The organism is Stenotrophomonas sp. GbtcB23 (genome assembly GCF_019091045.1).
In the GTDB taxonomy this organism is placed as follows: domain Bacteria; phylum Pseudomonadota; class Gammaproteobacteria; order Xanthomonadales; family Xanthomonadaceae; genus Stenotrophomonas; species Stenotrophomonas rhizophila_A.
Genome location: NZ_JAGXKC010000029.1, coordinates 15,019 through 27,737 on the forward strand (window position 1 = coordinate 15,019; position 12,719 = coordinate 27,737).

The 12,719-nt window shown below is 66.8% G+C and carries 8 protein-coding genes; 3 read left to right on the top strand and 5 right to left on the bottom strand.

The window, feature by feature from the left end; all coding sequences use genetic code 11:
• Window positions 1-157 precede the first annotated feature (157 nt).
• The 3 genes from KVS69_RS12790 to KVS69_RS12800 are packed head-to-tail and all read left to right on the top strand — an operon-like array spanning window position 158 to window position 7,910.
• On the top strand, window positions 158-1,306 hold the full coding sequence (locus tag KVS69_RS12790) for an efflux RND transporter periplasmic adaptor subunit (protein WP_068851252.1): 1,149 nt from the start codon (window positions 158-160) through the stop codon (window positions 1,304-1,306).
• Window positions 1,303-4,818: an efflux RND transporter permease subunit gene (locus tag KVS69_RS12795; RefSeq protein WP_217538367.1), complete on the top strand. Its 3,516-nt coding sequence runs from the start codon at window positions 1,303-1,305 to the stop codon at window positions 4,816-4,818. Before KVS69_RS12790 ends, KVS69_RS12795 begins: the two co-directional genes overlap by 4 nt.
• Window positions 4,815-7,910, top strand: coding sequence for an efflux RND transporter permease subunit (locus KVS69_RS12800; RefSeq protein ID WP_217538369.1), 3,096 nt, complete (start codon window positions 4,815-4,817; stop codon window positions 7,908-7,910). Before KVS69_RS12795 ends, KVS69_RS12800 begins: the two co-directional genes overlap by 4 nt.
• Before the next feature lie 119 nt (window positions 7,911-8,029).
• On the opposite strand, the gene KVS69_RS12805 is transcribed toward KVS69_RS12800, so the two are convergent.
• The 5 genes from KVS69_RS12805 to KVS69_RS12825 all read right to left on the bottom strand — a co-directional run bounded on the left by KVS69_RS12805 (window position 8,030) and on the right by KVS69_RS12825 (window position 12,676).
• Window positions 8,030-9,265: a TraB/GumN family protein gene (locus tag KVS69_RS12805; RefSeq protein ID WP_068851262.1), complete on the bottom strand. Its 1,236-nt coding sequence runs from the start codon at window positions 9,263-9,265 to the stop codon at window positions 8,030-8,032.
• Complete coding sequence (locus KVS69_RS12810; protein ID WP_210132333.1) at window positions 9,258-9,788, bottom strand: GNAT family N-acetyltransferase; 531 nt, start codon at window positions 9,786-9,788, stop codon at window positions 9,258-9,260. Before KVS69_RS12810 ends, KVS69_RS12805 begins: the two co-directional genes overlap by 8 nt.
• Before the next feature lie 23 nt (window positions 9,789-9,811).
• Complete coding sequence (locus KVS69_RS12815; RefSeq protein WP_095364215.1) at window positions 9,812-10,699, bottom strand: carbon-nitrogen hydrolase; 888 nt, start codon at window positions 10,697-10,699, stop codon at window positions 9,812-9,814.
• A gap of 568 nt (window positions 10,700-11,267) precedes the next feature.
• Complete coding sequence (locus KVS69_RS12820) at window positions 11,268-12,305, bottom strand: agmatine deiminase family protein (protein ID WP_217538371.1); 1,038 nt, start codon at window positions 12,303-12,305, stop codon at window positions 11,268-11,270.
• 44 nt (window positions 12,306-12,349) lie between these two features.
• Window positions 12,350-12,676 (bottom strand): hypothetical protein, encoded by a 327-nt coding sequence (locus KVS69_RS12825; protein ID WP_068851273.1) that lies wholly within the window; start codon window positions 12,674-12,676, stop codon window positions 12,350-12,352.
• Window positions 12,677-12,719 lie beyond the last annotated feature (43 nt).

Here is a 12,719-nt window from a genome sequence, read left to right on the forward strand (position 1 = left end):
AACTGACCCGAGTATAGCCTGCGTTTTCATCTAGCTGAAACCGGGCAATGCCGACGAGTGGTCGCAGGTCACCATGACCTTTGGGATATGGTGTTGTCGTGACGTGGTGCATTACTTTGCTACCACACCTGCTCACGCATCCTTCAGGGACACGACGATGTTGCGAATCTCTCTTCTGCCCGGCCGCACCGGAACCTGCGCCGCGGCGCTGCTGATCACTACGACCCTGCTGCTGGGCGGTTGCGGCGCCGGTGGCCCCGCCGGCGATGCCGCGGCGGCCGAGAAGGATCCCAAGGCCGAAAAAGCCCCCGACGCCGTCCCGGTGGAGGCGGTAGCGGCCAGCCGCCGTGCGGTCGCCGCCAGCTACACCGGCACCGCCGCGCTGGAAGCGCGCGCCGAATCGCAGGTGGTGGCGAAAACGTCGGGCGTGGCCCTGGCCGTGATGGTCGAGGAAGGCCAGCAGGTCCGCGCCGGGCAGCCGCTGGTGCGGCTGGACCCGGACCGGGCGCGCCTGGCCGTGGCCCAGAGCGAAGCGCAGATGCGCAAGCTGGAAAACAGCTACCAACGCGCCCAGAAACTGGTGGGCCAGCAGATGGTCAGCGCCGCCGATGTCGACCAGCTGCGCTACGACCTGGAAAACGCGCGCGCGCAGTACCGCCTGGCGACCCTTGAGCTGTCCTACACCACGGTGGTGGCGCCGATCTCCGGCGTGATCGCATCGCGCTCGATCAAGACCGGCAACTTCGTGCAGATCAATACGCCGATCTTCCGCATCGTCGACAACTCGCGGCTGGAAGCCACGCTCAACGTGCCCGAGCGCGAACTGGCCACGCTGCGTGCCGGGCAGCCGGTGACCCTGGTGGCCGATGCGCTGCCGGGTAAATCCTTCCCCGGCACCGTGGACCGTATTTCCCCGGTGGTCGACGCCGGCAGCGGCACCTTCCGCGTGGTCAGCGGCTTCGGCGAAGATGCCGCCGGCCTGCAGCCGGGCATGTTCGGGCGCATCCGCATCGACTACGACCAGCGCGCCGACGCGCTGGTGGTGCCGCGCCTGGCGCTGCTCGACGACGGTGACCCGGCGGTGTTCCGCGTGCGCGCGGGCAAGGTCGCCCGCGTGCCGGTCAAGCTGGGCTACGCCGAAGGCCCATGGGTGGAGATACGTGAGGGCCTGGCCGAGGGAGACAAGGTGGTGACGGCCGGCAAGGTCGCCCTGCGCGATGGCACCGCCGTGCAGGTGATCGGCGACAAGCCGGCCACCGCGGTGGCCAGCAAGGCCGCCCCGGCCAAGGCGGAGACCCGTCAATGAGTTCGGCCGGGCACGACCACGGCAACGAACCGCAGCCGGGCGAAGGCCCGGCGGCGCCTGGTGGCGGCCTGGTGGAATTCGCCACCCGCCGTCGCGTCACCATCTTCATGTTCATGATCACCCTGGTGCTGTTCGGCCTGATCGCGCTGGGCAACCTCAAGGTCAACCTGCTGCCGGACCTGAGCTATCCCACGTTGACCGTGCGCACCGAATACACCGGCGCGGCACCGACCGAGATCGAAACGCTGATCACCGAACCGGTCGAAGAGGCGGTGGGCGTGGTCAAGAACCTGCGCAAGCTGAAGTCGATCTCGCGCACCGGGCAGAGCGATGTGGTGCTGGAGTTCGCCTGGGGCACCAACATGGACCAGGCCAGCCTGGAGGTGCGCGACAAGATGGAAGCGCTGAACCTGCCACTGGAGGCCAAGGCCCCGGTGCTGCTGCGCTTCAATCCCTCCACCGCGCCGATCATGCGCCTGGTGATCGCGGCCAAGGACGACCCGGCCAGCGATGCCGACGCCGTGCGCCAGCTCACCGCGCTGCGCCGCTATGCCGATGAAGACCTGAAGAAGAAGCTCGAACCGGTGGCCGGCGTGGCGGCGGTGAAGGTGGGCGGCGGCCTGGAAGATGAAATCCAGGTCGACATCGACCAGCAGAAGCTGGCCCAGCTCAACCTGCCGATCGATACCGTCATCAAGCGGCTGAAGGAAGAGAACATCAACATTTCCGGCGGCCGCCTGGAAGAAGGGTCGCAGCGCTTCCTGGTGCGTACCGTCAACCAGTTCGCCGACCTGGAAGACATCCGCAACCTGCTGGTGACCACCCAGGGCAGCAACGGCAGTGCCGCCGACGCGGCCATGCAGCAGATGTTCGCCATCGCCGCCTCGACCGGTTCGGATGCCGCGGTCGCCGCCGCGTCCGCCGCGCAGAGCGCGTCCAGCAGCAGCTCCACCACCGTGGCCAACGGCGTGCCGGTGCGTCTGAAGGACGTGGCCACGGTGCGCCAGGGCTTCAAGGAACGCGAAGCGATCATCCGCCTGGGTGGCCGCGAAGCGGTGGAACTGGCCATCTACAAGGAAGGCGATGCCAACACGGTGGCCACCGCCGAAGCGCTGCGCGCCAAGCTTGAGCAGATCAAGGCGCAGATTCCCGGTGATGCCGAACTGACCACCATCGAAGACCAGTCGCGCTTCATCGAGCACGCCATCAGCGACGTCAAGAAAGATGCGGTGATCGGCGGCCTGCTGGCCATCCTGATCATCTTCCTGTTCCTGCGCGATGGCTGGAGCACGTTCGTGATCAGCCTGTCGCTGCCGGTCTCGATCATCACTACGTTCTTCTTCATGGGCCAGCTGGGGCTGAGCTTGAACGTGATGTCGCTGGGCGGGCTGGCGCTGGCCACCGGCCTGGTGGTGGACGATTCGATCGTGGTGCTGGAAAGCATCGCCAAGGCGCGCGAACGCGGCCTGGGCATCCTGCAGGCGGCCATCACCGGCACCCGCGAAGTCAGCATGGCCGTGGTCGCCTCCACCCTGACCACCATCGCGGTGTTCCTGCCGCTGGTGTTCGTCGACGGCATCGCCGGCCAGCTGTTCCGCGACCAGGCGCTGACCGTGGCGATCGCCATCGCGATCTCGCTGCTGGTGGCGATGACCCTGATCCCGATGCTGAGCTCGCTCAAGGGCCGTCCGCCGCTGGCGTTCCCGGAAGAGCCCGCGCATGCCGCATGGCAGCCGCAGCGTCGCTGGCTCAAGCCGGTCGCCGGCAGCCGCCGCGGTTTCGGCGCGTTGGCCCGCTGGACCGTGTTCGGCATCGCGTGGGCCATCGTGCGCGTGTGGCGCCTGCTGGTGGCGGTGATCGGCCCGGTGATGCGCAAGGCCAGCGACCTGGCCATGAAGCCGTACGCCGGTGCCGAGCGCGGTTACCTGCGCCTGCTGCCGAACGCACTGGCCCACCCGGGCAAGGTACTGGGCATGGCGGCGCTTGCCTTCGTGGCTACGCTGGCGCTGGTGCCGATGCTGGGCGCGGACCTGATTCCGCAGCTGGCCCAGGATCGCTTTGAAATGACCGCAAAGCTGCCGGCCGGCACGCCGCTGAAGCAGACCGATGCGCTGGTGCGCGAGCTGCAGCTGGCCCACGCCAAGGACGACAGCATCACCTCGCTGTACGGGGTGAGCGGCAGCGGCACGCGGCTGGATGCCAGCCCGACCGAGAGCGGCGAGAACATCGGCAAGCTCACCGTGGTGATGGCCGACGGCGGCAGTGCCCGCACCGAGGCGGCCATTACCGAGCGCCTGCGCGCTTCGATGCAGGGCCACCCGGGCGTGCAGGTCGACTTCGCGCGGCCCGCACTGTTCAGCTTCTCCACGCCGCTGGAAGTGGAGCTGCGCGGGCAGGACATGGCCACCCTGGAACGTGCCGGGCAGGCGCTGGCCGCGCGCCTGCGCAGCAACCCGCACTACGCCGACGTGAAATCGACCGTGGAAGAGGGCTTCCCGGAGATCCAGATCCGCTTCGACCAGGAGCGCGCCGGTGCGCTGGGCCTGACCACGCGGCAGATCGCCGACGTGGTGGTCAAGAAGGTGCGCGGCGACGTGGCCACGCGTTACAGCTTCCGTGACCGCAAGATCGACGTGCTGGTGCGCGCCCAGGAAGGCGACCGCGCCAGCGTGGAGAGCATCCGCCGGTTGATCGTCAACCCGGGCAGCACGCGCCCGGTGACGCTGGACGCGGTGGCCGACGTGGTGGCCACCAACGGCCCCAGCGAGATCCACCGGGCCGACCAGACCCGCGTGGCGGTGGTGTCGGCCAACCTGCGCGACATCGACCTGGGCGGCGCGGTGCGCGAAGTGCAGGACATGGTCGCCAACGACCCGCTGGGTGCCGGCGTCAGCATGCACATCGGTGGGCAGGGTGAGGAGCTGGCCGAATCCGCGCGCTCGCTGATCTTCGCCTTCGGCCTGGCGATCTTCCTGGTCTACCTGGTGATGGCCTCGCAGTTCGAATCGCTGCTGCACCCGTTCGTCATCCTGTTCACCATCCCGCTGGCGCTGGTCGGTGCGATCCTGGCGCTGATGCTCACCGGCAAGCCGATCTCGGTGGTGGTGTTCATCGGCCTGATCCTGCTGGTGGGGCTGGTGACCAAGAACGCGATCATCCTGATCGACAAGGTCAACCAGCTGCGCGAAGCCGGCGTGGCCAAGCATGAGGCGCTGGTGGAAGGCGCCCGCTCGCGCCTGCGCCCGATCATCATGACCACCCTGTGCACGCTGTTCGGCTTCCTGCCGCTGGCGGTGGCGATGGGCGAGGGTGCAGAAGTGCGCGCCCCGATGGCGATCACCGTGATCGGCGGCCTGCTGGTGTCCACGCTGCTCACCCTGCTGGTGATCCCGGTGGTGTACGACCTGCTTGACCGCCGTGGCGATGCCTATTACCGCGAACGTGGCCGCCATCACCACCGCGGTACGCCCGATTCCAGCACCGCCGGTGGTGCGGCCCAGGAGCCGGCATGAGCATCGCCGAGTTCTCCATCCGCCGTCCCATCACCACCATCATGTGCTTCGTCTCACTGGTGGTGGTGGGCCTGATCGCCTCGTTCCGGTTGCCACTGGAGGCGCTGCCGGACATCTCCGCGCCGTTCCTGTTCGTGCAGGTGCCCTACACCGGCTCGACACCGGAAGAAGTGGAGCGCACCATCATCCGGCCGACCGAGGAAGCCTTGGCCACGATGACCGGGATCAAGCGCATGCGCTCCCAGGCGACCGCCGAAGGTGCCAGCATCTTCATCGAGTTCACCGACTGGGACCGCGACATCGCCATCGCCGCCTCCGACGCACGCGAGCGCATCGACGCGATCCGCAGCGACCTGCCCGATGACCTGCAGCGCTACAACGTGTTCAAGTGGTCCAGCAGCGACGAGCCGGTACTCAAGGTGCGCCTGGCCAGTGCATCGGACCTGACCGGTGCCTACGACATGCTCGACCGCGAGTTCAAGCGGCGGATCGAGCGCATTCCCGGCGTGGCCCGGGTGGAGATTTCCGGCGCGCCACCGAATGAGGTGGAAATCGCGATCGATGCCGATCGCCTGACCGCGCACAACCTGAGCATCAACGAACTCAGTGACCGCCTGCGCACGCTCAACTTCTCGATCTCGGCCGGGCAGATCGACGACAACGGCCAGCGGGTCCGGATCCAGCCGGTCGGCGAGATCACCGACCTGCAGGAACTGCGCGACCTGGTCATCGACACCAAGGGCCTGCGCCTGGGCGATATTGCCGACGTGCGGCTCAAGGCTGCGCGGATGAACTATGGCCGCCGCCTGGATGGCAATCCGGCGGTGGGCCTGGACATCTACAAAGAGCGCAGCGCCAACCTGGTGGAAGTCTCGCGTGGCGCGCTGGCCGAAGTGGAAGCCATCCGCCGGCAGCCGTCGATGCGCGATGTGAACATCAAGGTGATCGACAACCAGGGCAAGACGGTGACCTCCTCGCTGCTGGAGCTGGCCGAAGCCGGCGCGGTCGGCCTGCTGCTGTCGGTGACGGTGCTGTTCTTCTTCCTGCGCCATTGGCCGTCGACGCTGATGGTGACGCTGGCGATTCCGATCTGTTTCGTGATCACCCTGGGCTTCATGTACTTCGTCGGGGTGACCCTCAACATCCTGACCATGATGGGCCTGCTGCTGGCGGTCGGCATGCTGGTGGACAACGCCGTGGTGGTGGTGGAAAGCATCTACCAGGAACGCGAGCGCATGCCCGACCAGCCGGTGCAGGCCTCGATCATCGGCACCCGCAACGTGGCCATCGCGCTCAGCGCCGGCACCCTGTGCCACTGCATCGTATTCGTGCCCAACCTGTTTGGCGAAACCAACAACATCAGCATCTTCATGGCGCAGATCGCGATCACCATCTCGGTCTCGCTGATGGCCTCGTGGCTGGTGGCGGTGAGCCTGATCCCGATGCTGTCCGCGCGCATGCAGACGCCCAAGCTGGTGCACTCGCAGACCGGCGTGATCGCCCGCCTGCAGCGCCGCTATGCCCAGCTGCTGCAATGGACGCTGGAACACCGCGGCTGGAGCGTGTTCGGCATCATCATGGTGGTGCTGGTCAGCCTGGTACCGATGAAGCTGACCAAGATCGACATGTTCGGTGGCGAAGGTGGCACCGATGTCTTCATCGGCTACAACTGGAAGGGGGCCTTCACCCGCGCGCAGATGTCCGACGAGATCCTGCGGGTGGAGCAGTACCTGGACCAGAACCGCGAGAAGCTGCACATCACCCAGGTGTATTCCTGGTACAGCGAACAGGAGGGCAGCAGCACGATTGTCACTCTGGACCAGAAGCACGCGGGCAACATGGCCGCCGTGCAGGAGTCGCTGCGGAAGGGACTGCCGCGCTCGGCGCGGGCCGATTACATCATCGGCAACCAGGGCGGCGATGGCGGCGGTGGCGGTGGCAGCAAGGGCGTGGAAGTGCAGCTGGTCGGTGATTCGACCCAGATGCTGCAGGAGATCGGCGAAGACGTGGTGCCGTTGCTGGCCCAGCGCAAGGAACTGCGCGATGTGCGCATCGACAATGGCGAGAAGGGTAGCGAGCTGTCCATCCATGTGGACCGCGAGCGTGCCGCTGCGTTCGGCTTCAATGCCGAGCAGGTTGCCAGCTTTGTCGGCCTGGCGCTGCGCGGTGCACCGCTGCGCGAGTTTCGTCGCGGTGACAGCGAAGTGCCGGTGTGGGTGCGCTTTGCCGGTGCCGAACAGAGCAGCCCGGAAGACCTGGCCAGCTTCACCGTGCGCACCGGCGATGGTCGCTCGGTACCGCTGCTGAGCCTGGTCGATGTCAGCATCAAGCCCTCCGCCACCCGCGTGGGTCGTACCAACCGCCAGACCACGTTGACCATCAAGGCCAACCTGGCCGAGAAGGTGACTGCGCCGGAAGGCCGCAAGGCAATGGAGGAGACGCTCAAGCCGATGAGCTTCCCGGCCGGCTATAACTTCACCTTCGACGGCGGCGACTTCGGTGACGACAACGAGGCCATGCAGCAGATGCTGTTCAACCTGGTCATCGCGCTGGTGATGATCTACGTGGTGATGGCGGCGGTGTTCGAATCGCTGCTGTTCCCGGCCGCCATCATGAGCGGGGTGCTGTTCTCGATCTTCGGGGTGTTCTGGTTGTTCTGGCTCACCGGTACCTCGTTCGGCATCATGTCCTTCATCGGCATCCTGGTGCTGATGGGGGTGGTGGTGAACAACGGCATCGTGATGATCGAGCACATCAACAACCTGCGCCGGCGCGGCCTGGCGCGCACCCAGGCGCTGGTGGAAGGCTCGCGCGAGCGCCTGCGCCCGATCATGATGACGATGGGCACGGCGATCCTGGCGATGGTCCCGATCTCGCTCACCGACACCCAGCTGCTGGGCGATGGCCCGCCGTACTACCCGATGGCGCGCGCCATTGCCGGCGGCCTGGCGTTCTCCACCGTGGTCAGCCTGCTGTTCCTGCCGACCATCTACGCCATGCTCGACGACATGAGCATCAACGTGGCCCGCATCGTGCGGCGGGCGAGGGGATTGCCGCCCAAGGGCAGCGGCGCGGTGATTGAACCGGCATGAACGAAAAGGGCCACGCAATGCGTGGCCCTTTTTCGTATCGACCAACGGTCGATACCTACCGAGGTCGAACAACATTGATCCGCACTGGTAGGTACCGACCGTTGGTCGGTACGGCGCCGTCAGCCGCCGACCTTGTTCCAGACCTGGAAGCCAGTGAGCCACAAGCCCAGCATGCTGCCCAGGTTGGTCAGCATGAAGGTCAGCACCACCCGGGTGACGCGGTTGCGGTACCAGCCGCGCACGCTCTGCGCGTCATCGCGCAGCTTGAGGAAATCCTCGTACGCCGGCTTGCGCAGGCGCGCCTCGACCAGCGCGGCAAAGGCGCCGGTCGGGATGCTCAGGCGGAATGGCTTGAACGGTGCCACCACGATCGCGGTGAGGATGCTCAGCGGGTGGCTGCCGGCCAGCAGGCAGCCCAACCCGGCCAGGCCGCCGGTGTACATCGCCCACACCGCCAGCAGCTCGGTGCCCACGCCCAGTCCACCGCGATAGAACCCCACGGCAATACCGGCCAACACCACCGCCAGGATGGTCAGCGTGATCCACGGAATGTTGCGCTTCTTCGGCACGTCTTCCAGCGACGCGCGCAGCGGGCCGGGCGCTTCGGTGTCCGATTCCAGGTACTTCGCCAGCCCGGCCAGGTGGCCGGCACCGACCACGGCCAGCACTTCGCGCTGGGCCGGATCGTGCACTTCGCGCAGGCGGGTGGCCATGTAGCGGTCGCGCTCGCCGATGATGGTTTCGTACAGTGCCGGGCTTTCGCTGGCGAACTCGCCGAAGCTTGCTTCGAGCATGTCACCCTGCTTGAGTTTCTCGATCTCGTCTTCGCCGACGTCGTCGGAGGCGAACAGGCCGGCGCCCAGGCCCATGACCAGTTTGATCTTGCCGAAGAAGCCCAGCCGCTGCGAGGCGCGCTTGAAGGTCAGGCCCACTTCGCGGTCGATCAGGTGCACCGGCAGGTTGTGCGCGTTGGCCAGGCCGACTGCGCGCTTGAGCTCGGCACCGGGCTCGATGCCCAGCTGCTCGGCCAGCCGCCGCTGGTAGGCGGCCAGGGCGAGGTTCGCGGCGAACAGCGCCACGCGGCCCTTGCGGATCACTTCGACCAGGTCCAGTTTGGCCAACGCATCGGGATTGGTCAGCGCCTGCAGGCGCTGCGGATCCAGCTCCACCGCGACCGCATCGAAGCGGCCGCTGTTGATGGCCCGTTCCACCACCTCCACGCTGGCCTGCGAGACGTGCGCGGTGCCCAGCAGGGTATAGCGCACGCCGTCGCGCTCGACCACGCGCACGGGCTGGCCGGCGAACAGGGTGTCGCCGTTGTCGTCCATCAGGTTTTCAGTCATTTCATCATTCATTCGAAGGGGCGCTGTCGACACCGTCGCCGAGCGCGCGCTGCATCTGCACCGTATCCAGCCAGCGCCCATGCTTGCGGCCCAGGCCACGGAAAATGCCGACCAGGTGGAAGCCGAAGCGTTCGTGCAGCTTGATCGATGCGGTGTTGGTCGGTTCGCCGATCACCGCCACCATCTGCCGGTACCCACGCGCGACGCAGGCGTCGATCAGGCCCTGCATCAGCGCGGTGCCGACGCCCTTGCCCTGGAACGCGGCATCGACGTAGACGGAGTTTTCGACCGTCCACTGGTAGGCGATACGCCCACGGTAGGTGTTGGCATAGGCGTAGCCGGCCACGTGGCCGTCAACCTCGGCCACGATGTACGGGAAACCGCGTGCGACGATGTCGTGCATGCGTCGCTGCATCTCGGCCGCGTCCGGAACGTCGTACTCATAGGTGTTGACGAAATCGGTTACTTCCACCGCATAGATGGCGGTGATGGCCGCAATGTCGGCATCGGTGGCGTCGCGCAGCAGCACGGTCACGGGGCAGGGTTCCTGTGGGAAGGTCAGTCGATGTAGCGCTTGAGCAGGTCGCCATAGGCGTCGATGCGGCGGTCGCGCAGGAACGGCCAGATGCGGCGCACGTGTTCGCTGCGCTGCAGGTCGACATCGCAGACCAGAACGGTCGGTTCGCCACCGGCTTCGGCAATGAACTCGCCCTGCGGGCCCAGCACGTGGCTGTTGCCCCAGAACTGGATGCCCGATGCGCCGAGCGGCGAGGGCTCGTGGCCGACGCGGTTGCAGCTCAGCACGGGCACGCCGTTGGCCACGGCATGGCCGCGGTGGCTGAGTACCCAGGCATCGCGCTGGCGGCCCTGTTCGTCCTTCTGGTCATCCGGATCCCAGCCGATGGCGGTGGGGTAGAGCAGCAGTTCGGCACCGGCCAGCGCCATCAGGCGCGCGGCTTCGGGGTACCACTGGTCCCAGCAGACGAGTACGCCAAGGCGACCCACCGAGGTATCGATCGGCTTGAAGCCGATGTCGCCGGGGGTGAAGTAGAACTTCTCGTAGAAGCCGGGATCGTCCGGGATGTGCATCTTGCGATACTTGCCCAGCAGGGTACCGTCCTTTTCGAACACCACGGCGGTGTTGTGGTACAGGCCGGCGGCGCGGCGCTCGAACAGCGAGCCGACGATCACCACGCCATGCTTCTTCGCAAGCGCGCCAAGGCGCTCGGTGCTCGGCCCGGGAATCGGTTCGGCCAGGTCGAACTCATCCACCGATTCGTGCTGGCAGAAGTACGCGCCGTTGTGCAGTTCCTGCAGCAGGACCAGCTTGGCACCCTGGGCAGCCGCTTCAGCCACGCGCGTTTCGATCACGGCCAGGTTGGCGGCCGCGTCACCGTGGTTGCGCTCCTGGATCAGGGCGACGGAAAGGGTGTGGCGTGAGCTCATCCGGGGCGGGTCCTGCAGGGGGAAAAACGCAGTTTATCGCGGATGGGTGTGTGCGGCGTGCTGGGCGATAAACGGGGTGCGTGTCTGGTCGCGAAGAGCAGCTGTTCACCGTTACGGGCTGGGCCGGCCGACGGGCAGCCCACTACGGGACACGCCGTAAACCCATCCATGGGGGCTTGGCAAAAACATCCATGTTTTTGACAGTCCCTACGTGGGCTGCCCGCCGGCCGGCCCCGACGCTGGGTCGCCTGCGGATGGAAGAGCAGCCACGCATGGCGTGGCTCTACGGCTCGGCGATACGCCCGATGACGCATGAACGTGATCGGCACCGCCGTTGATCTCCCATGGCCACCAACACACCGTCGAGGGCCGGCGGGGGCGGGGGTACGGGGGCTTTGCGAAACATGGATGTTTCGCAAGAGCCCCCAGGGATGGGTTCACGGCGCCCCCCGTACCCCCGCACCCGCCGGCCCAGCTCAGGCCAAGCGATGGCCGCCGGCTGTTCGCCCAAAACCAAAAGCGCCGGGCAAAGCCCGGCGCCAAGGAAACCATCGAATGCCGATGAGCTTTACGCAGCCAGCAACCCGGAAGGCAACTGCATGGTGATGCAGTGCAGGCTGCCGTTCTGCCAGATCAGCGAGCGGCAGGGTACCTGCACGATCTCGTGGTTCGGGTAGGCCTGGGCCAGTACGTCGCGTGCCGCGTCGTCAGCCACGTCACCGTAGGCCGGCATCAGCACCGCGCCGTTGAGGATCAGGTAATTGGCGTAGGACGCGGCCAGGCGGCGGCCTTCGTCGATCACCGGGCGTGCCCACGGCAGCGGGAACAGGCGGTACGGCTGGCCGTCGGCGGTGCGCAGCGCGGCCAGTTCGTTGCCCATCGCCTGCAGCTCGGCATGGTGCGAATCGCTGGCGTCATCGCAGGCCTGGTAGACAATGCTGTCCACCGACGCGAAGCGCGCCAGCGTGTCGATGTGCGCGTCGGTGTCGTCGCCTTCCAGGTAGCCGTGGTCCAGCCACAGCACCCGGTCCTGCGCCAGCCAGCTCGCCATGTCCGCGCTCAGCGACGCACGATCCCGGTCCGGGTGGCGTTCGTGCAGGCACTTCCAGGTGGTGAGCAGGGTGCCCGCACCGTCGGTCTCGATGGCGCCGCCTTCCAGCGCGAACGGAATGCTCTGCAGCTCCGCGTCGGCGAACAGGTTGGCGGCGTGCAGCACGCCCACCAGCTGGTCGTCCAGGCTGGCCTCGAACTTGCCGCCCCAGCCAGTGAAGCGGAAGTCCAGCAGCCGGAAGCCGCCGTCGGCGCGGCGCAGCGTGATCGGGCCCGAATCGCGCAGCCAGGTGTCGTCGTACGGCGCGGTGACGAAACGCACGCGGTCGGTGTCGATCCGGTTGGAGCGCAGGCGCGCGTCGGCGTACGCCTCCAGGTCGTCATCGGCCACGATGATCACCACCGGCTGGAAGCGGGTGATGGCCGCGACCAGCGCGATGTAGGTGTCCTCGACGTCACCCAGGCGGTCGGCCCAGTCGGTGTCGGCGTGGGGCCAGGCGATCAGGATGGCGGACTGGGATTCCCATTCGGCCGGAAAGCGGAGCGTATCGTTCATGGTCTCGGTGCGATGGCCCGCCGGGCGGCGGGCGTTCTGATGGATCAGCGGATCGGCGGCTTCGGGCCGACTTCGTTGCTGTCAGCCTTGTTGGCCACCACGTCGATCACCTTCTGCTTCTCGAAGTAGACGGTGAACATCGGGTAGACCCAGCGGTTGATGGTCGGCCACTGGCGCTTCTGGCCGCCGCGCGGCTCCAGCTTCTCGCTGGGCTCACCGAAGCGGCTCAGGACCTGGCTGGTCGTCTCGCCGCGCACCGGCACTACCGGCGCCACCTGTTCCTTGGTGCGGTCGATCAGCAGGGTGTCGGCGTGGGCGCTGGCGCAGGCCAGCAGGGCAAGCAACGGCAGTGTGGTCAGGTAACGCTTCATCTCGATCTACTCCCCAGTTATCAAGAATGGAGTCACGACCAAC

What these genes read in the sequence shown, in the direction of transcription:
- KVS69_RS12790 (WP_068851252.1), top strand. Translation starts at nt 158, where the DNA reads ATGTTGCGAATCTCTCTTCTGCCCGGCCGCACCGGAACCTGCGCCGCG.
- KVS69_RS12795 (WP_217538367.1), top strand. Translation starts at nt 1,303, where the DNA reads ATGAGTTCGGCCGGGCACGACCACGGCAACGAACCGCAGCCGGGCGAA.
- KVS69_RS12800 (WP_217538369.1), top strand. Translation starts at nt 4,815, where the DNA reads ATGAGCATCGCCGAGTTCTCCATCCGCCGTCCCATCACCACCATCATG.
- KVS69_RS12805 (WP_068851262.1), bottom strand. Translation starts at nt 9,265, where the DNA reads ATGAATGATGAAATGACTGAAAACCTGATGGACGACAACGGCGACACC.
- KVS69_RS12815 (WP_095364215.1), bottom strand. Translation starts at nt 10,699, where the DNA reads ATGAGCTCACGCCACACCCTTTCCGTCGCCCTGATCCAGGAGCGCAAC.
- KVS69_RS12820 (WP_217538371.1), bottom strand. Translation starts at nt 12,305, where the DNA reads ATGAACGATACGCTCCGCTTTCCGGCCGAATGGGAATCCCAGTCCGCC.
- KVS69_RS12825 (WP_068851273.1), bottom strand. Translation starts at nt 12,676, where the DNA reads ATGAAGCGTTACCTGACCACACTGCCGTTGCTTGCCCTGCTGGCCTGC.